Consider the following 26,668-nt stretch of genomic DNA (forward strand, 5'->3'; position numbering starts at 1 on the left):
GGTTGTGTTTCAGGCTTCACTGGCGACCCATCCCTTCACGACTTGTGCGACACGTTTCGAATCGGCTTTGACTGCTTCGCGCGCCACGCGCACGCGCTCTTCGTAGGCATCCGGCAGGGCGATCGGGGTCTTCTTGTCCTGACCGATCTGCGCGGTGTCTTCTTCCAGGCGGGGCATCAGATCGTCGTCTTCGTCGACCATCCGCACGTCGGCGCTCTGTGGAGTGCCATCGTTGCCAGCCTTGCGCTGCTTGTCCTTGACCGCGGTCACGCCGGTGAGCTGGCGCAGGGTGGGGCGGACTACGCCGAACAGCAGCGCCAGCACCACCACCGCACCGACCAGCAGGCGCAGACCGTTCTGCACGCGCGGGTCTTCCCACCACTTCGGGCCTTCCTCGCCCGCCACCGCTTCCCGCACGAACGGGGCATTCATCACCGACACCGTGTCGCCACGTGCCGCGTCGAAGCCCACGGCCTGCTTGACCAGGCCCTCGATGCGGGTGAGCTCGGCGGCGGTGAGCGGCTGCTCCACCATCTTGCCCTTGGCACCGGGGCGCGGGACGTTGTCCAGCAGCACCGCCACCGACACCCGCTTGATGCGGCCGGCCGGCTGACGGGTGTGTTGCAAGGTTCGGTCCAATTCGTAGTTGCGGGTGGCGCTCTTGGAACTTTCGGTCGGCGTGGCCGGTGCGGCGGCCTGTCCATTGGCGGCCGCCGGAGTGCCCGGGGCGCCGACCACGGCCGGTGCCGGCGGCTGGCCGGGGCTGTTGCTGGTGGCGCCGGGAGGGCCCTGCGGACCGGTGGCGGTGGTGCTGGTGTCGCTGACCTGCTCGCTGCGCAGCTTGGCCGGCTCGCCGTTGTAGAGCTCGCGGGCTTCTTCCACCACCGAGAAATCCATGTCCACGCTGGTTTCCGGATTGACCCGGCCCGGGCCGGTCATCGGTTCCAGCAGTTCGCGGATGCGCTGGTTGTAGGAGCTTTCCTGGCGGCGGACCTGTTCGAACTGGGCGGCGTGCTGGGCGGCGTCGCTGTTGGGGTCGGCGATGGAGAGCATGCGGCCGCTCTGGTCGACCACGGTCACGCGCTCGGGGGTCATGTCCGGGATGCTGGAGGCCACCAGGTTGACGATGGCATCGACCTGGTTGCGCTCCAGTCCCTGGCCGCCGCGCAGCTCCAGCACTACCGAGGCACTGGCCGCCTCGCGCTGGCGGGTGAACGCGCTGGGCTTGGGAATGGCCAGGTGCACGCGGGCCTCGCGCACCGGGCGCAGGGTGCCGATGGTGCGCGAGAGTTCGGTTTCCAGCGCGTGCTGGTAGCGCGCGCTTTCCACGAACTGGCTGACGCCGAAGCCCGGGTCCTTTTCCATCAGCTCGAAGCCACCGCCGGTTTCCTTGCCGGTCAGGCCGGAGCCGGCCAGCTTCAGGCGGGCGTCGTACAGCCGGTCCTGCGGCACCGAGATGGCGCCGGTGGCCTGGTCGATCTTGTAGGGGATCTGGGCGGTGCGCAGCAGGTCGGCCGCCTCGGCATTGCCCTTTTCATCCAGGCCGGTGTACAGCGGCTGGTAGCCGGGCTGCTGCGACCAGAAGAACACCGCCAGACCGGCCGCCACTGCCACGGCGATCATCGCCATCATGGTCAGCTTGCGGGTGATCTGCAGGCTGCGGACACGGTCGAACCACTGACCCGCCTTCTCGGCGTTCTGGTTCACGTTTTCTCTGCTGATCGCGAGTGCCATGTGTCGTCAATCCTTACAGCGGCATGTTCATGACGTCCTGGTAAGCCTGGACGAGACGGTTACGGACTTCCACGGTGGCGCGGAAGGCCACCTGGGACTGCTGGGAGGCGACCATGACCCGCGCCAGATCGGCACTGGGGTCGCCCATTTCAAAGGCCTTGGCCAGCGCGCCGGACTTCTGCTGCGCCTCGTTGACGCTGCCGAGCGCGCCGCGCAGGGTCTCGCTGAAGCTCGGCGCCTGCGTGGCCGGCGTTCCCTGTGCCCCGGCCAGCCCCTGGATCTGATTGCCGCGCGCCGCATCGCCCACCGCACCCATCGGGCCTTGGCCCATCTGGCTCTGGTAGCTGCGGATCTGCGAGAGGATGGAGGTGACGGAATCGCTCATGGGTGCGGTCTGCCAGGGAGGCATCCACATCAATGCAAGCGGCGTGCCGAAATGGCGCCGGGATTCCGACGCGGGTGTGTTCCTGTGTTTCTGGGCGCCTGTCGTAGTCGTGTCGCTATTGCCCCCATCCGCCCTTCGGGCACCTTCCCCCGCAAGCGGGGGAAGGGAACCGGTGGGCGACCAGGTGCTGTGCAACCTACAGGCCACTCGCCACCAGCCTTTCCTTCTCCCGCTGGCGGGGAGAAGGTGGCGCGCAGCGCCGGATGAGGGCAACACAGTCATCGCCACGCGGCAGCAGGCATGGCAACCCGCGGCATCGGAGTGAAAACTCACATCTCCGTCAGTGCGGATGCACGCCCCCCATCCGCTCTTCGGGCACCTTCCCCCGCCAGCGGGGGAAGGGAGTCAGTGGGCGACCAGTTGCTGTGCAACCTACAGGCCACTCGCCACCAGCCTTTCCTTCTCCCGCTGGCGGGAGAAGGTGGCGCGCATCGCCGGATGAGGGCAACACCGTCATCGCCACGCGGCAGCAGGCATGGCAACCCGCGGGATCGGAGTGAAAACTCACATCTCCGTCAGTGCGGATGCACGCCCCCATCCGCCCTTCGGGCACCTTCCCCCGCCAGCGGGGGAAGGGNACCAGCCTTTCCTTCCCCCGCTGGCGGGAGAAGGTGGCGCGCAGCGCCGGATGAGGGCCACACCTTCATCGCCACGCGGCAGCAGGCATGGCAACCCCTGGCATCGGAGTGAAAACCCACATCTCCGTCAGTGCGGATGCACGCCCCCCATCCGCCCTTCGGGCACCTTCCCCCGCCAGCGGGGAGGGAGCCTATGGGCGACCAGTCGCTGTGCAACCAACAGACCCCGCGCCACCAGCCTTTCCTTCTCCCGCTGGCGGGAGAAGGTGGCGCGCAGCGCCGGATGAGGGCGTGCCGTCAATTCACATCAGTCAGACATTCGTTCTAAAGCAAACGGAGAAACGCAGCAGCAGCGCACCTGCGCTAGTCCGGCAACCAGGCGGCTCGCCAGGTGTCCAGATGGCTGCCGCTGAGCATCCAGTCGCGCCGCACGACCTCGCGCAAGGTCTCGCCCTTGGCGCGCGCTGCGGCCGGGTCGGCCAGGTGCTCGCGGATCGCGCCGATCCAGTCGCGATAGCGGTTCTTCACCAGCGTCACCGGCAGGGTCCCCTGGTAACAGCGCACGTCGCTGGCGATCACCGGATAGCCGCAGGCGCCATACTCGAGCAGGCGCAGGTTGCTCTTGCACTCGTTGAACAGGTTTTGTTCTACCGGCGCCAGCGCCAGATCCAGATCCAGCGCCGCCAGCGCCGCGGGGTACTGGTCGATCGGCACGCCCGGCTGGAACTGGTGAATCTGCTGGCGCAGCGCGAACGGGTACATCCCCATGAACACCCATTCGACTTCGTCAGCCAACTCGCGCACCACGTCGGCAATCAGTTCTAGGTCGCCGGTATGGCTGGCGCCGCCAGCCCAGCCGATCCGCGGCCTGCCACCCTGGCGTTCGGCCCGCGCAGGCAGATGTTCCCACCAATGCGGCGGCAGGCGGTTTTCCGCCACGCGGATATCGCGATGCAGCCCGGCAAACGCCTCGGCCAGGGCAGGGGTGGAGACCACGAAGCGGTCCACCAGGCCCAGCCCGCGCCGTACGGTCTTGAGAATGTCCTTGGGCATGTGTTCGCGATGGGCATTCTTCAGCGGCAGATTGGGCAGGTAGTCGTCGAGCTCGTAAACCTTGAACGCGCGCGACAGCGCCTTCATCCGCCGCATCGCCTCCAGTCGCGCCTCGCCGACCTGCCGTTGCAGGATCACCACGTCGGGATCCTGACGCGCCAGTTCGGCGATCTCCAGATAGCCGTTGAACAGTACGCCTTCGGCCAGGCCGGCCTCGCGCAGGGCGCGCAGCGGCTGGATCACCCGATAATGCCCGCAGCCCTCGATGTCGGCCGGCAATGCCATCACCCGCGGCAGCGGCCGCCACGATTGCAGTGGACGCCAGCTGGCGCGCGGGTCGGCCAGCTGGAAGCCGGCGCCCGGGTCCAGCGAAAACCCCGGGTTGTAGGCCGGGTCGTTGGCCATCAGCGGCAGCCAGCGCGCATACATCGCTTCTTCGTCCAGCGCGGTGACGGCAGGAGGCTCCAGCGGGTCGACCAGCAACTGCGCGCGTGCGGCGAACACATTGAGGTAGCCGGCCTGGTGCAGGCGCAGGCATAGGTCTGCATCGCTCCATGGCGCCAGCTCCGGCTCCAGCGCAAAACCGCCGGCTTCCAGGAACAACTGGCGCGGCAGCATCAGGCACTCGCCACTGAGCGCGGCATAGTTCTGGTCCAGCTGCAGGCGTTGCAGGTAACCGGAGTCGTCGAAGGCACTGCCTGCGAAGGCCCGCGCCACCGGCGCCCCCAGGCCCAGCAACAGGCCAGCGTGGTGCACGGTGCCGTCGCCGCGCAACAGCTTGCCGCCCACCGCGCCCACCTCCGGCCGCAGTGAGTGGTTGAGCAACTGCTCCAGCCAATCGGCCTTCATCACTGCCGCGCCTGCGGCCAGCCACAGCAGCACATCCCCACGCGCATGCTCGGCGGCTGCGTTGCAGACTGCTTCGCGCGACGGCTCGGCGGCAAAGCGCAGTACACGGATTTGTTGCATCCCCAACGCATCGATGCCGGCCAGCCAGTCGCGCAGCTCCGGCTGGCTGCTGGCGCGGTCCAGCAGCAGCACTTCGTAATGCGGGTACGCCGTGTTGGCCAGGATGCTTTCCAGGCAGCGCTGCACCTGTGCCAGGCGGCCATCGACCAGCACCAGAATGCTGACCAACGGCTGCTGCGCGTGCCGGTACTCCAGCGCATGACGGCCCGGGCCGGCGCTGTGTACCTGCGCGTCCACATACCCACGTGCGGCCAGATGCCGCGCAATGGCCTGGCGTTCGTCGGCATCGCCGTGCCGGGTCTGGGGGGAGGCCACCAGCAGCGGTTCGGCGATGTGCTGCACACCGGCCAGCCCGTGGCGTTCGACCAGCCCCAACTGGTAATCCAGCTCGAAGGCCGCGCCCGGACCTGCGGGAAATCCGCCATCGGCCACCAGCGTGGCCTGGCGAAACAGCCAATGCCGCGACAGCGTGGAAGGCGCGCTCAGCAGCGCGTCCAGATACAGCGCCGGCCGCAACGCCAGCCCCAGCTGGCGGTCGTCCAGCGCGACCACTTCGTCGGCATAGACCGCCTGGCAGGTATCCGGCAGCGCGAGCAGGCCCAACGCCACCACGGTCAGGCCGCTGAGGGTAAACAGCGCGCCGGCATCGACCAGCAGCACCCAATCGATGGCCTGCTGGGTGGCGACGGCCTGGTTGAGCGCCGGCACCAGGCCGTCGCTGTCGATCAGCACCCCACGTTCGGCGTCACGGACCTGCGCCGGCGAGGCGCTGAGCACCCAGGCCTGCTGGTGTGGATAGCCGCCGGGCGCCTGCAGGCTGGCCAGCGTGGCGGCCACGGCCGTGGCATCGCCCTCGCGATCAATCAGCATCACCGCAATGCGCGGCCCGCCGCCATGCGCCTGTAGCCGGGCATCGATCAGTGCGCGCTGCACATCGCTGGGATGGCGCACACCCAGCCAGGTGGCCGGCGAGACCTGCTCGACCATGCCGGCGCTGCGCATCAGCGCATTGACCAGATCCACCGACTTGAACACGCGCGCCTTGTGCGGGCTGAGCGGCGCCACCCGCACCTGCCGGTTGTCGCCGTGCTCGCGTCGCCAGCCGAGCTGACGGATGCCCTCGCGCAGGTTCTCATGGCCCTGATCGCCGACCCCGACCTGATCGCGGCCGGCCTGGCTGAACTGCGCGCTGGACACGCGAAACTGCGTGAGCGGACTGGCCAGAAACGCCAGGTTGCCGTGGCGCAGCAGCTTGACGTAGATCGCCAGATCGCCCACCCAGTCGATGGCCTTGCCGTTAAGCGCCATCAGCCCGTCGCCCAACGCCAGCAGATCGGCACGCCGTGCCAGCACGCAACTCGGCTCGCCAATGAAGTTGATGGCGTGGTCGGCCAGGAACGACACCAGCTCCGGGCCGTCGATCAACACATCGTCGGCGAACGGAAAACACGTGGCCGGGATATCCGGCAGTGGCTGGCCATCGTCATCGATGCGCTGCCGGCGCGAAGAGGCCATGGCCGTGCCCGGATTGCGCTCGATCGCCGCCACCAGCTGTGCAATGCACTCCGGCGCCAGCACATCGTCGTCGTGCAGGAATTTGACGTATTCGCCCTGCGCCAGGCCAATCCCCTTGATCGTGCTGAGGAGCTCGCCAAGCCGCGGTGTGTTGCGGTGGTAGCGGATCGGGAAGGGCGCACCGGCCAGCCGCGTTGCCACCACTGCCTCGATCGCGCCATCGGCATTGTCGTCGCAGACCACCAACTCCAGCGCCGGATAGGTCTGCGCTAGCGCGCTCTCCAGCGCCTGCGCAAAGTAGCGCGGCTTGTAGGTCGGCATGACGATGCTGACCAAGGCATCGCAAATCATCGGTAATCGATCATCTTGAACAGTCAAATGCTGTATCCACGGAGGGGAACTTTTCGGCTTTCAGTTCATTAGCACCGCGATCAAGTTGCCAGGGCTGGTGTCCGGCTGACGCAACATGATGCGATACGGCTGGGCGCCATTCGCGCGCCGAATCGTGCCTATGTCCAGGATTGAACGTCGCATTAAGAAAACCGCAGGAGCACTCCTCTGTCCTGGGCGCAGCACGCTGGCAATCGCACTGGCTGAACCGGATAAATAGGTGACGCCAGCAGATGCCTCAGCGACCTGAATACAGCCCAGGCTGCGCCGGTAGAATTCCAGCTGCGGCCCTAGCGCCTGTGCCGCAGTCGCGGCCAGTTCCACCACGAACTCGCTTTCGGGTGCCTGGATCTTCAGGGCCAGCAGCGCCTCCAGAAAGGGCAGCGGCGTGTTCAGTACATGTAGACGCTGCAACATGCCATATGCGTACAGTTCTGCTAGGACGACACGCAGCTCATCCTCCAGAGTCTGATCCTGATCGAAGGCGAGCATCTGGTCCCAATCGCAGCTTCTGGCGATTGCATCGAGCCTGGTGGCGATCTGATGAGAGCGCAGATCGACGAAGCCGTCTTCAATGAGCCGCGGTGAAGGTTCGTCGTGCAAGCCGCGTAAGTCGGTCGAAGTGAGGCCGACAACTGGGAAGCGCAGGAGATTGCCCTGATCCTTCTCGATCAAACTGGAGATGAAGGCTGTCACGCTCATGGTCTGGATACCGAGCGTTGCGAAAAAATCACTTAGCGCAGTGCCCAGGCGCAGGTCATCTACGCCAGGACGATGGCAGTCCAGGACGATATCTCCCACGTGCAGCTCGCTCCTGGCAGTTTCGAAGTCCAGCACTCGAATGCCATCCAAATCATCGGGGATTTGGCGCGGATACACGATGCCTGATAGCTGAATGGAATTCAGCACTAGGAACCGTTTGAAGAAATTGAGTGCCGGACTCTGCAACGCCCAGCCAGCTGCATAAATTCGCATCATGGCTTCCTGAATTCAAATAGCATGGTGTCGCCGACTTCAATATCCAGACCTTGGTCGTTGCGCATCTGGTGGGGATAGAAGATTGCGCTTTGCCCATCTTTAAGTCCGCAACACAGAGTCGAGAATGCGGCGACTTCTTCAAGCCCGTTTTCGCGTGCAAGCGTGCGTACTTCGTCCGGCACAAAATGGCGGTAATGCCATTTGTAACCCGTGTAGGGCATGACACTCTCATTGGGACAGGAAATGAAAAGTTGCCCGCCGCGTTTCAGGGATTTGCTCAACACCCAGAAAAGAGCTTCATGATTCTTGACATGCTCTAGCGACTCCATGCTCATGACGAAGTCGAAGCACTGCTCGGGTAAATCGAAGGGAAACAACTTGGCTGCCCAAATGATGTTTGGGGCGTGAATCTTGCGGCGCGCTACTGCAACACTTTCCTCCGATCCGTCAATTGCGAGAATCGAAGCCTGGGTTTCGCGCGCCACCAACGCTGATCCATATCCAGAACCGCAGAACACGTCCGCGCCGAAAAGCTGGGCATGACCATTAGGTAGGCGCGAGGCTGCGTAACGATATCGCCACAAGTGGTCTCCGCCGACCAGATTATGGTCGAGCGTGTGATATCTCTCTCCGCTTTTCAGGGAGTAATCTTTCATCGTGCAGCCTCCTTGGGACTAATTGCCATAGACATGGATGGGTTCGTCATAGCGGGTGTCGTACACCGTGCGGCTGGGCACGTCCCGGTCATACAGCCGTGGCCAGCCCAGTTCACAGTGGCGGCCGATGCGGATGCCGGGGCCGACCGTCGCTCCCATACGCAGAATGGCGTGCGCGCCGATCTCGGTGCCGTGGCCGATACTGACGCCGATGTCGCACCAGCATGAGGGGCGCAGATGTACGCCGGCGCCGATCTTGACCCCGCTATGCAGCACGGTGTTGTAATCGACACGGCTGCCCACGCCGACCACCACGCCGTCGCCGATGAAGCAGTTGCGGCCGATCACGGCATCGGCAGCGACTACGGCCGAACTGCTGACGAAAGGCTCCAGGCTAAAGCCGCGTGCCATCGCCAGCTGCATCAGCTCCATGCGTTTGAAGTTGCCGAAGCGTTCGTCGTAGGCGATGAACAGTCTGTCCGCAGCCGGGTCCAGGCCATCTAGCGCGTCCAGGTCGAAGCTATAGTCGGGGCGTAGCGAAACCTCGATCCTGCGTACGTCGGCCTGCGGCTCGGCCTGCTTCCAGGCATTGAAGACCTGCTCCAGGCAGATGCCGGTTCCGATGACGCATCTAGAGGCCATGTTCTGTCTCCATCAGTGTTGCGTACCAGCGCTCCACCAAGCGGTTGGTGAATTCGTAGACCCCCTGGGTCGGCATCGGTGCGTCCATGTGCAGCGCCGATTGCACATGCTCCATGATCTCCACGTCCTCGCCTGTCACCAGCCGGCTGCCATGCATGTGCGAGAGTAGGTTCCAGCTGGAAAAAGCATAAGGCTTCTTCTTGCGCGTGGTGAACCAATAGATTTCCAGGTCGGTCCTGTCCGGGGCCACGGGAATGTGATGTTCCAGGGTGAAGGAATAGCCGCCGTTGGGGCAGGCGATGTGCATGTTGGGAAAAGCAAGCCAGTTGAAATAGGCGTCCTGTTCCCCCCAGCGCTCGACCATCTCATGGAACGGCATCGGCTTGGGCTCGGTGATCGGCGCGTCAGCGCCGGCCGAGCTGAAACGGCGCATCTCCGCGCGTAGCCCGGTGGGGCTGGTGTCGGGCAGGGGACGGAGGCCTTCGGCCGCCAGTTCAGTATCGACATAGGGGATGAAGTCGAATTCCCGGGCGAGGCTCTTGGGGTGGACAAAGCGTGGGTGATTGGCGTCGCGTAGGTTCTCGTACGCCAGCTTCCAGTTGAACTTGCAGTGCCAGGTGGTCACCATCACCTCGCCGTCGTACAGGTTGGAGCTGCTTTCCAGCATGGAAATGAAGTGCGCGGGGAACTGTTCCTCGATTGGCATCGGGTCACTGTCCAGGTTGACGAACAGCACGTTGCCGATCGCGTGCAAGGCGAACTCACGCAGCCTGAGCTTCTGCTGTTCTGCCCGGCTTATGCGATACAGGGCACGACATTCGGGAATATTCTTGATCGCGCCATCCTGGTCGTAGCTCCAGGCGTGATAGGGGCAAACCAAGGGACGTCGTCCGGTTGGCGCGGTCTGCAGCGGCGCACTGCGGTGCAGACATACATTCTCGAATGCGCGCAACTGACCGTTGAAATTCTGGATGACGACCGGGATGCCGGCGATCTTGCGGGTGATGAAGTTGTTGTTTTCCGTCAGCAGGGTCTTCAGACCTGCGAAAAGCCAAACCTTGCGAAAAATCTTTTCCTGCTCGCGGGCAAAAATCTCCGGTGACAGGTAGTACCTGGGGTGCATTCGCGAGCGCATGAGTCACTGCCTTGTCAAATGTCTTTCTGGAACACGATGCGGGCAGGGTTGCCGAACACACTTGCGCCGGCCGGCACGTCTTTCATGACCACCGCGCCGGCCCCGACGACCGCGCCGTCACCGACCTTCACGCCGGGCATCAGGGTGGCGCGCGGATGTACGGTGACGAAGTTACCAATCTGGACGCCGCCGCCCATGAATGCCATTGCGCCAACGTGCACGTAGTCACCGATGCGCACGTCGTGCCCGAGCATGCTCTGGGCATGGATGGTGACAAAATCGCCGATGCGCACGTCTGGCCCGGAATGGACCATGAGGCCAAAAAAGCAGCCCTGGCCGAAATGCACCCGCCTACTCAGACGGACATCGGTAAGGATGGGAATGAACCGCCCACCTTTTTCGAGGATCGGCAGGGCATAGCGGTGGCGATCGTAGGGGTTGCCCATCGCACAGACGAATACATCGTCAGGCTGTGGCAGGTAGCTCATCGGATCGCCGACGATCGGAGTGTCGACCCCGTAGCTGTCCAGGATATCGGCGCGGCTGTCCAGAAACCCGCCGATCAGCCAGTCCTTGCCATGCCCTGCGTCGTCACGCATTTGCTCCAGGACTTCGCGGCCCCAGCCGCTGGCGCCGATAATGAGTGCGCGTTCCATCAGAGCACCGCCCCGCCGTCCATGACCAAGCTGGTGCCGGTGACCCAACGACTGGCGTCGGCCAGCAGGTAAACTGTAGCGTTGGCGACATCGTGCGGCGTGCCCAGGCCCAGTGGATGGCGCGCGCGTTGCTGGTTCAGCATTTCGTTGAGTCCGTCGTCTTCACCCCAAAGACGCGGAGTGGGCACCGCCGATGGTGAAATCCCATTGACTCTCACGCGGTGCTTCGCCTGTTCCAACGCTAAGCACCGGATAATGCCCAGCAGGCCGGACTTCATTGCCGAGTACGGCCCCACGCCGCGTGTACCGATATGCGCGGAGGTGGACAGCATGAACACGATGGAGCCTTGAGCATTAATGGAATTGGCTTGCAGTAGACGTTGCGTCAGCATGACCGGTGCCAAGAAATGAACCTGGTACATGCGCGTCATCAGCTCCTCCTTCAGCTGTCGGATCGGCGACAGCATCTGCCCACCGAAGCAGTGCACGACGCCGTCGATGCGCTGGCTGGCTTGCACCAGCCGCTCGCGGTCCTCCGACACTGTCAGGTCGGCTTGCACCTGCACATGCCCGTCGCCGGCCAGTTGCGCATGGGTCTGCTGGAGGCGCTCGGGATCGCGGCCGCTGATGACCAGGCGCGCGCCGCGCCGTGCGCAGGTGAGTGCGATTTCCTGGCCAAGGCCGGATGATGCGCCGGTGACCAGGATGGTCTTGCCAGTCAGGGAAAAGGCGTTGCGAGTCGGATTGCTCATGCGTAGATGTCCATCGGCACGGTCAGGCCACCATCTACGAGGAAGTAGTTGCGGGTGACCCAGCGACTTGCGTCGGACAGATAAAACACTGCCGCGTACGCCACGTCTTCCGGTTCGCCCAGTCCCAGCGGGGTCAGTTTGGCGTGCTCGTCGATGTTGGCCCCGCTCTGGTTGAGGCCCTCGAGCATCGGTGTGCGCACGTAGCCGGGCACGATGCAGTTGGCGCGAATACCGTGCTTTGCCACTTCCAGCGCCAGAGTGCGCATTGCGCCGAGCAGCGCTCCCTTGCTGGCCGAGTAGGCGGCAGTGGCCACAGGGCCGATGTGCGAACCCACCGCAGAGATAAATAGAATCGAGCCTTTTGCGTTGATGCGCTTTTTCGTCAGCAGGCCGCGCGTCAGCAGCAGCGGTGCATAGACATTGCTGGCGAAGGTTTCGTCCAGATGCGCGCGGTTGATCATCCGGAATGGTGCTAGCCGGGCGATGCCGGCCGCGTGTGCGACACCATCCAGGACACCGACCGAAGCCACGAGATGGTCGATGTCCTCCTGCTTGTCCAGGTCGGCGATCACCTGCTCATGCCCTGTGCCTTCGAGTGTGGCGAAGGTATCGGCCAGACGCGCTTCGTTGCGGCCGCTGATGATCAGTTGCGCGCCCATCTCCGCGCAGCTCAGTGCGATCTGCCGTCCGATGCCTGAAGACGCTCCCGTGACCAGGATGCGCTTGCCCTGCAATGAGAACGGGTCGTTCGGATCGAGGGAGGTATTCACGACTCGATTAAATCCGGAAACATCCCACCTTCGATATCGACCAGGCAGGTACCCCAAGACAACCCGATCCCGAAACCTGACAGCAGTACACGCTTGGTGCCAGATTCCAGTTCCTTGTTGATCCGTGCGGTCATGGTGAGGGGCAACGATGCGCCGCTGGTGTTGCCGAAGTCGCGCAGGGTGGACGGCACCTTCTCGACCGCAAGGCCGAGCTTCTTGCGAATGGTCTCGTTGATCATCCGGTTAGCCTGGTGAAACACGAAATAATCGATGTCATCCTTGCTTACACCAGCATAAGCGATCAATTTTTCAACTGCGGGAGGAACGCGCTGAGTCGAGAAGCTGAGCACTGCGGTGCCATCGAGCTGCAGATCGGTGGCCTGGTGCCAGCGATCCTTCTCGTTTTCACGATAAGGCATCAGGTGCTGGATCGCGACAGGCTCGCGTTGACCACCCACCGGCAGGATGATGGCTCTGTAACCGCTCCCGTCGCTGTTGAGGTCGAAATACATCGGCGCTGCGTTCTGGTCGAACTCCAGCGCGGTGGCGGTGCCGGAGTCCGAGAAGATCGGGTCTTCCAGGTTGGCGCTGCGGTCGCCGACCAGCAGCAGGCCCTTCTTGACGCCGCCGGCGGCGATCATCGAGCCGAGCAGGTTGATACCGAACGGGTAGGCCGAACAGCCCAGATTGACGTCGAAGGCGACCGTGGCATGCGATAGCCCCAGCCGATCCTGCAGAATGATGGCAGTGGCCGGGATCGGGTAATCCGGCGACTGCGTCACCACGATCAACGCGTCGATCTCCTCGCGCTTCCACTGCAGCTTTTCCAGCAGTACCTCAGTCGCATCGAAGGCCAGGTCCGAAAAGCACTGCCAGGGCTGGGACATGCGCCGGGTCTCGATGCCGATGTTGCGCACCAGACGCTCGCGTTCGGAGCGGATCTGCGGCCGGCAATCGGTGAGGTTGGACACGACCCGCTTCGGCACGCAGGTCGCCATGCCGGCAAAGCGGACGTTGTGCAGCGTGGAGGTCGGCATGGTGCTTACGCCTCGGTCAGTTTGTAGAGATCGCCAACGGTCACGGCTGCGGCCAGGTCCTCGCCGGTGATGGTCTTGCCGTATTCCATGTCGAACATGACGATCACGCCCAGCGCTGCCAGCGAGTCCCACTCCGGCAATTCCAGCAGTACGGTGTCCAGCGTGACCTCCACTGGTTCCTGAAAATCGGTAGCGGAGAGGAAGTTCTCGATAAACGTTGCCTGGGTCATGCGATCTCGCCTTGTTGCCTTTGGTAGATGGGAAAGTCCGGAGATACGGTACAGCGTGACGCGCTCATGTGGTCTGTTCGCCGGCGATCAGGTCGGCGATGGCATCGACCTGGTCGGCGGTGAGGCCGGGAAAGATCGGTAAGCACAATACTTGCGCAGCCACCGAACGCGCTACCGGCAGCCACGCCGGAGCCGACGAGGGCAGGGCGCGATACATCGGAAAGTCGCTGATCAATGGATAGAAGTAGCGCCGCACCAGGATGCCGTGTTCGCGCATCAACCGGTACAGCGCATCGCGCGACAAGGGGTAGTCGTCCTGGACCAGGATCGGGAAGTACGCATAGTTGGCGCTGGACCGCGCCGAGCGCGCGACGCAATGGATGCCACGCACCTCGCCCAGGCGCTGCCGATACTGCGCGTCGATCGCGCCCCGCTGCGCGATGGCATCGTCGATATGCTGCAGCTGCAACAGACCAAAGGCGGCGCTGATCTCGTTCATCTTGCCATTGATGCCCGGCGCCACCACCGTGGTCTCGTCGACGAAGCCGAAATTCTTCAGGTGCCCGATGCGTTGATAGGTCTTTTGGTCGGGACAGACGATCGCACCGCCTTCGAAGGTGTTGAACACCTTGGTGGCATGAAAGCTCAGCACGCTCAGGTCGCCGTGACGCAGGATCGATCCGCCGTCGTCGCGCACGCCGAAGGCATGCGCGGCGTCGTAGATCACCTTGAGGTTGTAGATGTCGGCGATGCGCGTGATCGCGCTGGTGTCGCAGGCGGTGCCGTAGCAGTGCACCGGCATGATGGCGGTGGTCTGCGGGGTGATGGCCGCTTCGATCTTGGACGGGTCCATGTTGAGCGTCACCGGGTCGATGTCCACGAACACCGGGGTGATGCTCTTCCACAGCAGCGAGTGCGCGGTAGCCACGAACGAGTAAGGCGTGGTGATCACCTCGCCGGTGATGCGCAGCGCCTGCAGGGCGGTGATCAGCGCGGTGGTGCCGTTGGTCAGCAACGCCAGATGCGGCACGCCCAGGTAGTCGCACAGCGCCTTCTCGAGCGCATGATGCATTTCGCCACCATTGCTGACGATGCGGCTGGTCCAGATCCGTTCCAGGTAGGGCAGGAACTCCTCCAGCGGCGGCAGCAGCGGACTGGTGACGGGAATGGGCATCAATGCCTCGCTGGTGCGGGTGAATGTCGGGAAGCGTCCGCAGCCCCAGCTGCGGACGGGATGATCCGATGGAAGCAAGCGCTATGCCAGCGAGCCGGACCTCAGCGGCCTTGCGCTCAGTTGGCCAGCTCGGTCTGTTCGCGGTCGATGCCGTACTTGCGCAGCTTCTCCACCAGCGTGGTGCGACGCAGCCCCAGCAACTGCGCCGCGTGGGCGACCACGCCCTGGGTGCGTTCCAGCGCCTCGTTGATCAGGGCCAGCTCGATGTTGGCCATATGCCCGCGCAGGTCGATACCGTCGTCGGGCAGGCTGGCTGCAGAGGCCGGTTCCGCATCGGCGGTCTTGGGCTGCAGGGTCACCACGTTGCTCGGCAACGCACCGGCATCGCCGGAGGCGGCGAGCATCGCTGGTTCCGGCGGTAGCTCGGCCGGAATGGCGGAGGCGAAATCGCCGCGATACCGGGCCGGCAGGTCCTGCACGCGCACCAGGCCGCCCGGATGCAGCACCGCCAGGCGCTCCACCAGGTTGGTCAGCTCGCGCACGTTGCCCGGCCAGTCGTAGCTGCGCAGCGCCTGCAGGGCTTCGTCGGCAAAGCGCACTTCGCCGCGACCGGTGCGCGCCAGCTGCCCGGCGATGGTCTGCACCAGCATGGCCAGATCGTCCACGCGCTCGCGCAGTGCCGGCATTTCGATCGGGAACACGTTGAGACGGTAGAACAGGTCCTCGCGGAACTGCCCGTCGCTGATGCGCGCCTCCAGGTTGCGGTGGGTGGCGGCGATCACGCGCACATTGCAGCGGATGGTCTGGCCACCGCCCACGCGCTCGAAACTGCGCTCCTGCAGCACGCGCAGCAGCTTGACCTGCATCGGCAGGCTCATGTCGCCGATCTCGTCCAGCAGCAGCGTGCCGCCTTCGGCCATCTCGAAGCGGCCCTTGCGCGCACTCAGGGCGCCGGTGAACGCGCCTTTTTCATGGCCGAAGAGTTCGCTTTCCAGCAGGTCCGGAGGGATCGCGCCACAGTTGATGGCCACGAATGGCCCGTCGCGGCGCGGCGAGTGCTGGTGGATGGCGCGCGCGACGACTTCCTTGCCGGTACCGGACTCACCCAGCACCAGCACGGTGGTGTCGAACGCGGCCACCTGGTCGATCAAGCGCCGCAGTCGGGTCACCGCCTCGCTGTTGCCGGTCGGGCCACTGTCCTGCTGCACGCCGGCCTGGTGCTCGGCATCCAGCCGCTTGAGGCTGGCGCGGCGTAGCAGCGCTTCCAGCTGTGCGTGCCGCAACGGCGTGTCCAGCGCCCAGACGTTGGCTTCATGCAGGCCGTGCGCCTGCGCAAACTCGCTTGGGCTGCCCTCCATCAGCAACACCGGTGGCGGCAGCTTGGCATCGGCCAGCCAGTCGAAGAATTTATCGGCCTGCGCAGCGTCCTGCGCCGACCCCACCATCACCGCCATCCATTCGTCATGGCGGTGGCGGCCAGGGTTGATGTCGGCGCCGTCGGTGACCCAGCGGGGATTGAAGTCCATGAATTCGAGCAGCGAGACGGTGCGTTCGGCGCGGACGGCGTCGCTGTCGATCAACAGAATGCGGGACTCACTCATTCCTGGCTCCTTCCGTCAGGCCCTCCAGGATTGGCATGACTTCCTGGATGTAGGACAGCTTGCTGACAAAATTGTCAGCACCCGCGCGAAGAGCGTGTTCACGATGCTCGGCATCGTCGAAGTGGCTCGCAATCACAATATACGGCGGATCGTCCTGCGTCTTGATCAGACGCGTTGCCTGCAGGCCGCCCATCTCCGGCATGGCCAGGTCCATCAGCACGACATTGGGGCGCAGCGACTCAGAGCGCTCGATCGCTTCCAGTCCATTGGCGGCACTGCCCACGATATTGAGCCACTCCACCTTGCGAAAATGACGCATCGCAGCGTTGATGAAGCCCTCGTGGTCGTCGACCAGCAGCACGGTGAGTTTGCTCATAGTAGTCCTTATCCCGCTCGCGCAAGCAGCGGTTTGGTGGTGCGGCGGCGCTCGCGTGCCGGGGCGATGTCCAGTTGTTCGCGGTACTTGGCCACGGTCCGGCGCGCAATATTAACGCCCTGGCGCGACAGCAGGCCGGCAATGGCTTCATCGGCCAGCGGCCGGCCGGCCGGCTCGCTCTCGATCAGGCGGCGCACCATGGCCTTGACCGCCTGGCCGGAGACACTGGCGCCTTCCAGGCGCACGGCGAAGAAGTGCTTGAGCTCGAAGGTGCCACGCGGGGTCTGCAGGTACTTGCCGGTGGTGATGCGCGAAATCGTCGATTCGTGCATGCCGATCTCGTCGGCGATTTCCTTCAGTGTCAGCGGTGCCATCGCTTCCTCGCCACGGGCCAGGAAGGCGGCCTGGCGCTCGACGATGGCGCGGGTGGCGCGCAGCAGGGTCTCGTAGCGCATCGACAGGCCACGGGTCAGCCAGCGCGCTTCCTGCAGCATGTCGCGTAGTGGCTGGGCGGCCTCGCCGGCCTCGGCCAGCGCGCGTTCGTGCACCGGGTTGATGCTGACCCGGTGCGTGGTGGCCGGGTTCAGCGCCACCCGCCAGCTGTCGTCGGCATGCCAGGCGAGCACGTCCGGGATCACGCTGGCGTTGCTTTCCTGCAGCAGGTCGTCGCCTGGGCGCGGTTGCAGCGACAGGATCAGCCGCACCGCCTCGCGCGCATCGTCCACTTCCGCATCATGGGCGCGCGCCAGCAGCGCGTAGTCGTGACTGGCCAGCAGGTCCAGATCGCCGGCCAGGATGCGGCCGGCCAGGTGGCGGGCCGGCACGCGGCCGGGCAGGGCGGCCAGCTGCGCCTGCAGGCATTCGCGCAGGTCGCAGGCGGCCAGGCCAGCCGGATCGCCATGCAGCAGGCGCTGGCGGATCGCCTCGACGGCCTGCACGCTGATGCCCAACCGCGTGGCACCGAGTTGCTGCAAGGTGGACAGTGCGTCGGTCAGGTAGCCGGCATCGTCGGTATGCTCCAGCCAGAACGCGGCGGCCCCCAATGCGGCCTCGTCCAGGTCCAGTGCCAGCTCGCGCAGGATGCGCACATGCGGGTCGGTGGATTCGCCCGCGGCCACGCGCTGCATGCGGTCGTCGTCGCCGTCGTTCCAACTGCTGCCCTGCACGTCCCACATCGTGCTTTCCGGCAGCTCGTCGAACGCGGCCACATCGGTAGCGCCATCGTCGTCGGTGGTGGCCGCGTCCCCGTTATCGGCCAGCTCTTCCAACTCCAGCAACGGATTGGTTTCCAGCGCGCGACGAATCTCCAGTTCCAACTGCATGCCGTCCAGTTGCAACAGACGGATCGACTGCAGCAACTGCGGGGTGAGGTGCAGTTGCTGGCCAAGCTGGGCGGAAATGGTCGTCTTCATCGAAGCGCTTCCGAAGGGCACTGCATGCAGCAGCGATGGAACGCATCTTGCAGGACAACACGACGGGTTTCTAATCGGGGAGTCGGGTGAGGCAACTCATGATTTTCCCGACAGCGCGTCGGGAATCTCCCGACATTTTCGGCGAGCTCGAGCGTGCCTGACGGAATTCCGTCACTGTTTGAGGCCGAAATGGCCCCGGTACCCTTTTCACCATCCTGACGGCCGGGCAAACAGCGTGTGGCGAGTCGCTCAGACCAGCTCGTTGTGGTGCTTGGCCGCCAGTAGCACCAGATCGTTCGCACGCCGGCAGCCCAGCGACTCCATCATGCGCGCGCGATGGGTTTCCACCGTCTTGACGCTGATCCCCAGGTCGGCGGCGATTTCCTTGTTGCTCTGGCCGCGACCGATCTCGCGCAGGATCTCGCGCTGGCGCGGCGACAGGGCGGCGATACCGACCGGCTTTTCGCGGCCCAGCATCGGGGCGATCATCTTGGAGGAAATCTGCGGGCTCAGGAACACCTGGCCGGCGGCCGCGGCGCGCAGCGCCAGCTCCAGCTCCAGTGGGGCTGCGTCCTTCACCACGAAACCCACCGCGCCGCGATCGAGTGCGTCGCGCACGTGCACCGGGTCGTCGTGCATGGACATCATCACCACGTGCGTACGCGGCGCGGCGCGCAGCACATCGGTCATGGCATCCAGTCCGCTGCGCCCTGGCAGCGACAGATCCATCAGAACCAGATCCGGGCGATGCAGGGATGTCATATCCAATGCTTGTTGCGCGTTGCTCGCCTCACCGACCACATCGATACCGGCGAAGGTTTGCAGCAGCCTGGACAGGCCTGCACGGACAAGGGTGTGATCGTCGACGATGATGACTCGCACGGCGCAGAAGAGACCTTTTTCGGTATAGGGCACCTTAGCCGACCCGGCGCCTGACGCCAACTAGCGACTTCAACGCTGGCGGCGGGCTTCGGCGATCTGGCGGCGGTGCAAACGAAACAGATGACGTTGCAGAGCATCCTGCAATCCCGGTGCAAGCGGTGCGAAGCGCAGCCACACCCACTGGTCGTGGCCGTCGCCCGCGCTTGCCAGCACCTGTGCGGGAAGCTGTACAAGTTCAGGAAGCCAGTCGGACGGTTGCAGGCAGACCACGCCGGTGGTGCCCGCTGCATGGCCGGTCGCGCAATTGAGACGAATGCCGCGCACCGACCAATGCACCAGGTTCTGGACCAGGCCACTGTCGCCCTGGCGCACCAGGCGGCCGATCAGCGCCAGCATCAGATCCAGCTTGGCATCCATGCGCTGTACCAGCAGCGGCAGCTCGCCGCGGTCTTCGCTGGCTTCTTCGCTGCGCAGGTCCTCGACCTGGCCCAGGCTGCGCAGCAGGGTCTCTGCGGCGCTTTGCGCGCCGGCGTCGCCACCGGCGCGGAAGCCGGCCGGCAGGCGCAACTCGCAGCTGAGCGTGTCGGCAAACAGCTCGGCCTCGGCCGCGGGCGCGAGTGTGCCGAGTGCGGACATCAGATCCGGCCGATCCGTGCGTAGGCGCGACTGGCCGAAGACGAGGTGCGCTGCGCGCGAATCAGGTCCAGCAACTTGCGCTGGCGCTCGCGCATCAGCCGCATCAGGTCCTGGTGCATCGTCAGCAGGGTCTGCAGCGCATCGCGGTCCTGGTCGAGGTCCACGTGCTGCGCGTACTGGCGCAGGTGCAGGTCGTGCGCATCCAGCATCAGCGGCATGACTTCGAATTCCTCGTTCGCCATGGCGATCCGGATGTCGGCCATTTCGGCCTGAAGGCTTTGCACGCTATGCATGGTCGGACTCACGAAACGGCGGAAAGGCCGCGTTGTTCGAGGGGGATGGAGTTCCACGCCGAATCGATTTCGCTGAGCAGATCCAGCGCTTCGGTCAACGCGGTGTCGTCGTTGTGCAGATTGGCGGCGGTCAGGCGCTGCATGACGTAGTCGTATAGGGCCGACAGGTTACCAGCGATCTCGCCGCCGGCTTCGTGATCGAGCGAGCCGTTCAAATGGCCGACGATCGCGCATGCTTCGCCGATGGCCTTGCCCTTGCGTGCCTGGTCGCCCTGTATCAGGCAGGCCTGGGCCAGACGGATGCGCTGGCAGGCGCCGGCGAACAGCAGCGACACCAGCTTGTGCGGGTCGGCTTCGGTCACGCTGGTGGACACGCCGACCTTGCGGTATTGCTCGGCGTACTGACGATTGGAACCGTACATGGATGACTCCTCAATGGGCTGACCTTCGCGGGTCCCGGAGCGCTGCGCTCCTGCGACGACGCTCCTGCCGGAAGACAAGGCCGAAATCACGATAGGCCCTTCTTGTATCGGCAATACCCTGACAGGACTTGAGGATCTGCATCACGGAAATCAGCTCGTCAGCAGGCTGCTGAGCGAGCTGGTGCTGCTCTGCAGCTTGCTGATCATGGTTTCCATCGCGGTGAACTGCGCGGTATAGCGGTCGCTGAGCTTCTCCATGCGGGCATCCAGATCGTCCAGCTCCGACTCATAGCCCTTGATGGCCTTGTTCAGGCTGTCCGAGCGCAGCGTCAGGGTGCCGTTGGTGACGTTGACGTTGCTGTCCAGCAGCTTGGTCAAGGTGCCGCCGAACTTGCTGTCCTTGCCGAAGACCTCGGCTGCGGCGCCACCGTCGGCGGCGATGGCGGTATCGAACTTGCCGCCGTCGAAGCTCATCACCCCATCCTTGTCGATGGTCAGGCCCAGCGCCTTGAGCTCGGTGAGGTTGCCGCTGACCTGGCCGCGCAGCTGTTGCTGCAGGCTGCGCACCAGCGAGTCGCCGGTCAGCGCCGAGGCGGTCTTGGTGGTGGCGTCGTAGCTGCTGCTCTTGGCCAGCAGCGTGTTGGCCGTGTTGTAGGCCGCGGCGAACGCGGTGAGGTTGCCCTTCAGGCCGCTGGTATCGGCGGCAATGCCCAGATCGACCTTGGTGCCTGCAGCGGCCTTGGTGAGGTTGAGCACCACGCCGGGCACGATGTCGCTGATGGTGTTGGAGCTGGAGGTACGCTCGAAGCCGTCCACGCGCACCAGCGCATCGGCTGCCGCCACGGTCTGGTTCAAGCCGCCGGTGACGCCCGGCCCGTAGGTGAGGCCGCTCAGGCTCGGATCGCTGGCGCTGACCGTCAATGCGCCCTTGGTGCCGGATTCGACCGCGTTGAACACCAGATGCTGGCCGTCGTTGGCGGTCACCACGCTGGCGGTGACGCCCTTGCCGCCGGCCGCCTTGTTGATGGCCGCGGCGATGTCGGTGAGCTTGTCGGTGCCACTGACGTCCACAGTGATGCTTTGGTCGCCATAACCGATGGTCAGCGTGCCGCTGCCGACCGTGGCATCGGCGGTAAACGCGCCGGAGGCGAGCTTCTGCGCGGTTGCCAGCGACACCACTTCCACCGAATAGTTGCCCGGCGCGGCCGAACTGGTGGTGGTGGCGGTGAAGCCGGCATCGGTCGGCACCGTGGCCTTGTAGGCATTGGTATCGGCACTGCTGACGACCTTGTCCAGCGCAGACTTGAGCGTGGTCATGCTGCTCTTGATCTGGCTGATCGCCGACAGCTGCGTGGTCGCGGCGGTGCCGGCCTTGTTGATGCGCGCCTGCTCGGGGTCTTTCTGCCGGGACACCAGGGTGGACACCACGGTAGGGATATCCAGCCCCGAGGCGGACGTGCTGATCACCGATGCCATGTTGCGTTCCTCGTCTGGGCGTCCGAAACAGACGGACGCATGGGATTACGTGACGGGTATCGGCCGCATCCGCGAGGACTTTAGCGGCAGCGACCCATCTCGTTCACGACCTCGGTCGATGCAATTTCCATGCCGCGAACGGTGTCAAGGACACTGCGCGGGGACGGCGCACCGCGATATCACGCCGCTCTGCGCCAAAAAAAAGCCCCTCCGAAGAGGGGCTTTGGGCTTGCTGCGAAGCGGTGCGGCCGATTACTGGAGCAGGCTCAGCACGTTCTGCGGAACCGACTTGGCCTGGGCCAGCATCGCGGTACCGGCCTGCTGCAGGATCTGCGTGCGGGTCAGCTCGGCGGTTTCCTTGGCGTAATCGGTGTCGCGGATACGGCTACGCGAGGCCGACAGGTTTTCCGAGGTTGCGCTCAGGTTGGCGATGGTGGAGGTGAAGCGGTTCTGCACCGCACCCATGTCGGCGCGCGAGGAGTTGACCGCGGTCAGCGCCTTGTCGACGATTTCCAGGGCCTTCTGCGAGCCGGCGAACGTGGAGATGTCCAGGTTGCTCAGGGTCACTGCGGCGGAGCCGGAGGCCGCCGAGGCGGTCTGCAGGCCGGCACCGACGGTGACGCCGGTGGCGCTGGAGGTACCCATGGTCAGCGAGGTGAAGTCCTGGCCGGCCTTCAGCGATTCCAGCTTCAGGTTGCCGCCGGTATCGATCGAGGCGTACATGCCGGTCTGGTCGAGCTTGTCGTTGATCGCCGCTGCGACCTTCTTGTTGATCGCTGCCGCGTCGTCGCCGTTGGCAATCTTGACGTCGCCGATGGTGACGGTCTTGGCGGTGCCGCTGGCATCGTTGAACGCCAGCGAGATGCCGGTGATCGAGCCGGAGGCCGTCGCGGTGCCGGTCACGCCAGCGCCCGACACCGAGGCGGCGAAGTTCGCCTTGCCCAGCGAATCGACGTTGGCGTCGACGATGCTGTTGATGCCGATGGTCTGGCCGGCGTCGGCGCCGACCTGGAACAGCGCGCCGGAGAAGTCGCCGTTCAGCAGCTTGGTGCCGTTGAAGTTGGTCTGGTTGGCAACGCGGTCGATTTCGGCGGTGAGCTGCTTGACTTCGGAGTTCAGCGCGTCACGGTCGCTGGCCGAGTTGGTGGCGTTGGACGACTGCACCGACAGCTCGCGGATACGCTGCAGGTTGCTGCCGATTTCGACCATCGCGCCTTCGGCGGTCTGGGCCAGCGAGATGCCGTCGTTGGCGTTGCGCGAGGCGACGTCCAGGCCGCGGATCTGGGTGGTGAAGCGTTCGGAGATCGCCAGACCGGCGGCGTCGTCCTTGGCGCTGTTGATGCGCAGACCAGAGGACAGACGCTGGATGCTCGTCGACATGCTGGCGCTGCTGGTGTTGAGGTTACGCTGAGCGTTCAGCGACATTACGTTGGTGTTGATTACCTGTGCCATTTTGATTTCTCCTAAGCGATTTTTCCGGCAAGGGGGACTTGCCCGGAGCCTCCGCAGGGGGGCCATCAAGTTGGCCGTTGCCGCTGCTGAGATGAATAACGGCGTTGCGTCAGGAACCTTTAGCGAAATTCAGTATCTTTTTACTGTTTTTCTGCCGCAGGACGAAAAGCGTAAGCGTTGCGTATCAAGGGGTTTGGTTTATTCGGCAGCACCCCGTGGATCTTTAGCGTTGGTATAAAACTTCAAGCAATAAACTCCGTCCGCCTGCACCGGGACTGCCGTGCAGGAGCGAAGCAAAACGCAGGTTTCCTGCGCGAAATCAGCGGATCATGTTGAACAAGGTCGACGACTGCATCTGCTGGAAGATCGTTTGAGCGGCCTGCAGGGAGGCCTTCTCGAGTTCGTACTGCCCGATCGCGGTGGCGTAGTCCAGATCGCGGATCGACGACAGGGTGGTCTTGAGCGTGACTTCGTTGGAAGCGAGCAGGGAGTTGGCATTGTTGATGGCCGACAACTGCGCGCCACCGGAGGCGCGCGCGTCGATCATCTTCGACGAGGCCTGCGCGATGTCGCGCATCGACGACTGCAAGGTGTTGATCATCGCCGCCTTCTGCGGCTTGGTCAGGGTGTCGGAGTTGAGCGCGCCGACCAGATCGTCGATGGTGGAAAACACATCCTTGGTGCCCGAGGGGCCGATCTGGAAGCTGTCGCCCACCGCCGGTGCGCCGCTGATGCGCATGCGCACGCCGGCCGCGTTGATGTCTTCGCCATCCTTGTAGGTGCCGGTGCCCACCACTGCATTGGTGCTGTCGCGCACTTCATAGGTGTCGGCGGCGGTGAACTGCACGCTGTAGCTGCCGCCGTTCCAGCTGCCGGTGCTGGCATCGCGGCTGAAGTCCAGCAGCAGGCCGGTGCCGGCATTGGCGGCGTTGGCGTGCGCGTCCACGGTACCGTCGCCGGTGCGGATGCGCATGAAGATTTCGCTGCCGGGCAGGGTGTCGCTGACGAAGGTGTCCGGTGCGACCTCGACCTGCTTCTGGGTCTGGTCGCCGTTGTAGGCCACGCCGCCACTGCTCTTGATGAACGGCGCGCTGCCATCTGCGGTGCCGCCGAACAGGTAGCGGCCGGTGCCGTCGGTGCTGTTGGCCAGGCTCACCATGCTGTCGCGCAGCGCGGTCAGTTCCGAGGCGATCGCCTTGCGATCGTCCGGGCTGAGCGAGGAATTATTGGCCTGCACCGCCAATTCGGTGACGCGCGCCATTTTGTCGCCGGCTTGCGACAGGGCATTTTCCTGCAGCCCCAGCCGGTTTTGCACGTTGTTGGCGTTCTCGCCGAAGCGGGTGATGGCCGCGAGCGCGCGATCCAGGCCCACCGCGGTGCCGGCGGCAACCGGATCGTCCTTGGCGGTGACCAGGCGCTGCCCGCTGGAGAGCTGCGATTCGAGTTGATTCAGCCGCGCCTGCTTGGCCCCCATCGAGGCGACCGACTGGCTGTACATCATGCTGGTAGAGATACGGTCGGTCATCAGCGTACGGCGCCCAGGATGGCTTGGAAGATGGTGTCGGCGGTGGAGATCATCTGTGCGGCAGCCTGGTAGGCCTGCTGCAGCTTCAGCATGTTGGCGGCTTCCTCGTCGAGGTTGACGCCGGAGATCGAGTCGCGGCTGGCCTGCGCCTGGTCGTCGATGACCTTTTGCGCATCCGAGGCGTAGCTGGCCGCGCGCGCGGCCGAACCCACCGAGGTGGTCAGGCCGGACAGCGCGCCATTGAGCGTGACCGTGCCGCCGCTGAGCGCCTTGGCGTCGTCGATCTTGGCCAGCAATTTGGCATTGCCGTTGTCGCTGGAGCCGGCGCCCATCGGGCCAACGCCGAAGGTGTCGCCGGCCCTGGGCGCGCCATCCAGCGCAAAGCTCCAGCCATTGGCGCTGATGGTCTGGCCGGCGGTGTAGGCGAACGGGCCGGCGCCATCGATGGTGTACTGGTTGGCGTCGATGAATTCCACCGACGACGGGGTCAACAGCGCCGGGTTCTGCGCGTTGGTGACCTTGACGTCGCTGATCTTGCCGGTGCCCAGGTTGGCGACCGTGGCGGTAGCCTTGACCGGAGTGGCCGCGGCGATCCGCGAAGGATCGGTGATGGCCACCGACAGGGTGCCGGCCAGCCCAGCGGTGGGCTGCAGCAGGAACTTGTCGCCGTTGGCCGGGGTGCCGCCGACCACCAGGCTGACGCCGTTGAGCACCAGCGGGTTGGCCGCGGTGCCGGTGCCGGTCATCGGCACGGTGGAGCCGGTGCTGGCACTGGTGGCCTTCCACACGCCGCCGTCGAAGCTGAGCGTGACGTTCTGGCCGTCCACTGCCGACATGTTGCTGAAGCTGGCGCTCAGCGCGGCGCTACCGGTGTTGGCGGGGTTGGCGGCGGTGGTGGGCGAACCGATGTTGAAGAAGTTGCCGCCCATCGCGCCGTACAGGTCCATACCTTGCGCGTGGCCGGCATTGAAGGTGCTGGCCATGCCTACGGCCAGCCGGCCCAGTTCGGCCTGGGTCGGTTCCAGCACGCTGCTGCGGAATTCCAGCAGGCCGCCGATCTGGCCGCCCAGCGAATTGGCGCTGAGGCTGACGTTCTGGCCCTGCGTCTGCATCGCTACCTGCAGCTTGGTGGGCTGGTACGGGTCGGCCACGGTGGTGAGCTTGGCCGCGGTGGTACCCACCACCAGCGCCTGGCCCCCGGCGGTGAAGACATTCATGAAGCCGCCGTCCTGGATCACCGCGGTGCCGCCGGTGTAGCCCACCAGCTTGGACACCAGCGCATCGCGCTGGTCGAGCATGTCCGGCGATGCGCTCTGGGCACTGCTGCCGATGGTGCCGTTGATCTTGGCGATCTGTTGCGTCAAGCGATTGACTTCGTCCACCGAAGACGTCAACCCACTGTTGACTTCATTGCTCAGGCTGTCCATCTGCCCGTTGAGCTGCTTGAAGCGGGTCGCCAGCGAATTGCCGCTGTCGAGCATGCTCTGCCGCTCGGCGGTGGAGGAGGCGTTGGAGGACAGCGCGCTGGTGGAATCGAAGAAGTTCGACCACAGCCCGGCCACGTTGGTGGCGGTGTTGGAATACAGCGCGTCCACGCGGTTGGACAGCGAGGACAGCTGCTGCAGGCGCGAGAGTTCGCCGCCGGAGTCGAGCAGCCGCGAGATGGCCAGCTGGTCGGCCACCCGGCCCACTTCGGTGATCTTGGCGCCATTGCCCACGAACGCGTAGCCCATGTCGGTGGGCGTGCGCGTTGCGAATTCCACACGTTGGCGGCTGTAGCCTTCGGTATTGATGTTGGCGACGTTATGGCTAACGGTCGACAACGCCCGTTGGAAGGCGATCAGCGCGCTGGTCCCGGTGGACATGATGGACATGGACG

Annotated in this window: 24 protein-coding genes; all 24 read right to left on the reverse strand. The window is 64.7% G+C overall.

All coding sequences use genetic code 11. The features are described 5' to 3' along the window. Nucleotides 1–9: 9 nt before the first annotated feature. Complete coding sequence (gene fliF / locus XcodCFBP4690_RS11575; RefSeq protein ID WP_104541081.1) at nucleotides 10–1,734, reverse strand: flagellar basal-body MS-ring/collar protein FliF; 1,725 nt, start codon at nucleotides 1,732–1,734, stop codon at nucleotides 10–12. Between the two features lie 13 nt (nucleotides 1,735–1,747). Continuing rightward, nucleotides 1,748–2,119 carry a flagellar hook-basal body complex protein FliE gene (gene fliE / locus XcodCFBP4690_RS11580; RefSeq protein ID WP_167394582.1) on the reverse strand — a complete coding sequence of 124 codons (372 nt, stop codon included), beginning with the start codon at nucleotides 2,117–2,119 and terminating at the stop codon, nucleotides 1,748–1,750. Nucleotides 2,120–3,120: 1,001 nt separating this feature from the next. Beyond that, the gene (locus tag XcodCFBP4690_RS11585) at nucleotides 3,121–6,615 is read right to left on the reverse strand and encodes a glycosyltransferase (RefSeq protein ID WP_104541149.1); all 3,495 of its coding nucleotides are present in this window, start codon (nucleotides 6,613–6,615) and stop codon (nucleotides 3,121–3,123) included. A gap of 90 nt (nucleotides 6,616–6,705) precedes the next feature. Next, nucleotides 6,706–7,659, reverse strand: a complete 954-nt coding sequence (locus tag XcodCFBP4690_RS11590; RefSeq protein ID WP_146091885.1) for a hypothetical protein — start codon at nucleotides 7,657–7,659, stop codon at nucleotides 6,706–6,708. Then, complete coding sequence (locus XcodCFBP4690_RS11595; protein WP_104541083.1) at nucleotides 7,659–8,318, reverse strand: class I SAM-dependent methyltransferase; 660 nt, start codon at nucleotides 8,316–8,318, stop codon at nucleotides 7,659–7,661. The genes XcodCFBP4690_RS11590 and XcodCFBP4690_RS11595 overlap by 1 nt, the downstream gene beginning before the upstream one ends. 18 nt (nucleotides 8,319–8,336) lie before the next feature. Continuing rightward, entirely contained in the window at nucleotides 8,337–8,960 is a 624-nt protein-coding gene (locus tag XcodCFBP4690_RS11600) for an LbetaH domain-containing protein (protein WP_104541084.1), read from the reverse strand. Then, nucleotides 8,950–10,095, reverse strand: a complete 1,146-nt coding sequence (locus XcodCFBP4690_RS11605; protein ID WP_104541085.1) for an aromatic ring-hydroxylating oxygenase subunit alpha — start codon at nucleotides 10,093–10,095, stop codon at nucleotides 8,950–8,952. The genes XcodCFBP4690_RS11600 and XcodCFBP4690_RS11605 overlap by 11 nt, the downstream gene beginning before the upstream one ends. 14 nt (nucleotides 10,096–10,109) lie before the next feature. Beyond that, nucleotides 10,110–10,751 carry an acetyltransferase gene (locus XcodCFBP4690_RS11610; RefSeq protein ID WP_104541086.1) on the reverse strand — a complete coding sequence of 214 codons (642 nt, stop codon included), beginning with the start codon at nucleotides 10,749–10,751 and terminating at the stop codon, nucleotides 10,110–10,112. Next, on the reverse strand, nucleotides 10,751–11,503 hold the full coding sequence (locus XcodCFBP4690_RS11615) for an SDR family NAD(P)-dependent oxidoreductase (protein ID WP_104541087.1): 753 nt from the start codon (nucleotides 11,501–11,503) through the stop codon (nucleotides 10,751–10,753). Before XcodCFBP4690_RS11615 ends, XcodCFBP4690_RS11610 begins: the two co-directional genes overlap by 1 nt. Continuing rightward, nucleotides 11,500–12,273 carry an SDR family NAD(P)-dependent oxidoreductase gene (locus tag XcodCFBP4690_RS11620; protein WP_104541088.1) on the reverse strand — a complete coding sequence of 258 codons (774 nt, stop codon included), beginning with the start codon at nucleotides 12,271–12,273 and terminating at the stop codon, nucleotides 11,500–11,502. The genes XcodCFBP4690_RS11615 and XcodCFBP4690_RS11620 overlap by 4 nt, the downstream gene beginning before the upstream one ends. Next, complete coding sequence (locus tag XcodCFBP4690_RS11625) at nucleotides 12,270–13,310, reverse strand: ketoacyl-ACP synthase III (RefSeq protein WP_104541089.1); 1,041 nt, start codon at nucleotides 13,308–13,310, stop codon at nucleotides 12,270–12,272. The genes XcodCFBP4690_RS11620 and XcodCFBP4690_RS11625 overlap by 4 nt, the downstream gene beginning before the upstream one ends. A gap of 5 nt (nucleotides 13,311–13,315) precedes the next feature. Beyond that, nucleotides 13,316–13,540, reverse strand: a complete 225-nt coding sequence (locus XcodCFBP4690_RS11630; RefSeq protein ID WP_104541090.1) for an acyl carrier protein — start codon at nucleotides 13,538–13,540, stop codon at nucleotides 13,316–13,318. Nucleotides 13,541–13,604: 64 nt separating this feature from the next. Then, nucleotides 13,605–14,714 (reverse strand): DegT/DnrJ/EryC1/StrS family aminotransferase, encoded by a 1,110-nt coding sequence (locus XcodCFBP4690_RS11635; protein WP_104541091.1) that lies wholly within the window; start codon nucleotides 14,712–14,714, stop codon nucleotides 13,605–13,607. A gap of 116 nt (nucleotides 14,715–14,830) precedes the next feature. Next, complete coding sequence (locus XcodCFBP4690_RS11640; protein ID WP_104541092.1) at nucleotides 14,831–16,315, reverse strand: sigma-54 dependent transcriptional regulator; 1,485 nt, start codon at nucleotides 16,313–16,315, stop codon at nucleotides 14,831–14,833. Continuing rightward, on the reverse strand, nucleotides 16,308–16,691 hold the full coding sequence (locus XcodCFBP4690_RS11645) for a response regulator (RefSeq protein ID WP_005997154.1): 384 nt from the start codon (nucleotides 16,689–16,691) through the stop codon (nucleotides 16,308–16,310). Before XcodCFBP4690_RS11645 ends, XcodCFBP4690_RS11640 begins: the two co-directional genes overlap by 8 nt. An 8-nt stretch (nucleotides 16,692–16,699) precedes the next feature. Then, the gene (gene rpoN / locus XcodCFBP4690_RS11650; RefSeq protein WP_104541093.1) at nucleotides 16,700–18,103 is read right to left on the reverse strand and encodes an RNA polymerase factor sigma-54; all 1,404 of its coding nucleotides are present in this window, start codon (nucleotides 18,101–18,103) and stop codon (nucleotides 16,700–16,702) included. Nucleotides 18,104–18,352: 249 nt separating this feature from the next. After that, a complete protein-coding gene (locus XcodCFBP4690_RS11655) occupies nucleotides 18,353–18,985 on the reverse strand; it encodes a response regulator transcription factor (RefSeq protein ID WP_003482986.1) in 633 nt (210 codons plus the stop codon). A 69-nt stretch (nucleotides 18,986–19,054) separates the two neighbouring features. Next, on the reverse strand, nucleotides 19,055–19,621 hold the full coding sequence (locus tag XcodCFBP4690_RS11660) for a PilZ domain-containing protein (RefSeq protein WP_104541094.1): 567 nt from the start codon (nucleotides 19,619–19,621) through the stop codon (nucleotides 19,055–19,057). Continuing rightward, on the reverse strand, nucleotides 19,621–19,914 hold the full coding sequence (locus XcodCFBP4690_RS11665) for a hypothetical protein (protein WP_104541095.1): 294 nt from the start codon (nucleotides 19,912–19,914) through the stop codon (nucleotides 19,621–19,623). Before XcodCFBP4690_RS11665 ends, XcodCFBP4690_RS11660 begins: the two co-directional genes overlap by 1 nt. Before the next feature lie 8 nt (nucleotides 19,915–19,922). Beyond that, nucleotides 19,923–20,336 (reverse strand): flagellar export chaperone FliS, encoded by a 414-nt coding sequence (fliS, locus tag XcodCFBP4690_RS11670; protein WP_104541096.1) that lies wholly within the window; start codon nucleotides 20,334–20,336, stop codon nucleotides 19,923–19,925. Nucleotides 20,337–20,486: 150 nt separating this feature from the next. Beyond that, on the reverse strand, nucleotides 20,487–21,812 hold the full coding sequence (gene fliD, locus XcodCFBP4690_RS11675; RefSeq protein ID WP_104541097.1) for a flagellar filament capping protein FliD: 1,326 nt from the start codon (nucleotides 21,810–21,812) through the stop codon (nucleotides 20,487–20,489). Nucleotides 21,813–22,064: 252 nt separating this feature from the next. Continuing rightward, complete coding sequence (locus tag XcodCFBP4690_RS11680; RefSeq protein WP_104541098.1) at nucleotides 22,065–23,264, reverse strand: flagellin; 1,200 nt, start codon at nucleotides 23,262–23,264, stop codon at nucleotides 22,065–22,067. Between the two features lie 319 nt (nucleotides 23,265–23,583). After that, on the reverse strand, nucleotides 23,584–24,789 hold the full coding sequence (flgL, locus tag XcodCFBP4690_RS11685) for a flagellar hook-associated protein FlgL (RefSeq protein ID WP_104541099.1): 1,206 nt from the start codon (nucleotides 24,787–24,789) through the stop codon (nucleotides 23,584–23,586). Beyond that, nucleotides 24,789–26,663, reverse strand: a complete 1,875-nt coding sequence (flgK, locus tag XcodCFBP4690_RS11690) for a flagellar hook-associated protein FlgK (protein WP_104541100.1) — start codon at nucleotides 26,661–26,663, stop codon at nucleotides 24,789–24,791. Before flgK ends, flgL begins: the two co-directional genes overlap by 1 nt. Between the last annotated feature and the right edge of the window lie 5 nt (nucleotides 26,664–26,668).

Origin of the sequence: Xanthomonas codiaei (genome assembly GCF_002939785.1) — a bacterium.
Lineage (GTDB): Bacteria > Pseudomonadota > Gammaproteobacteria > Xanthomonadales > Xanthomonadaceae > Xanthomonas > Xanthomonas codiaei.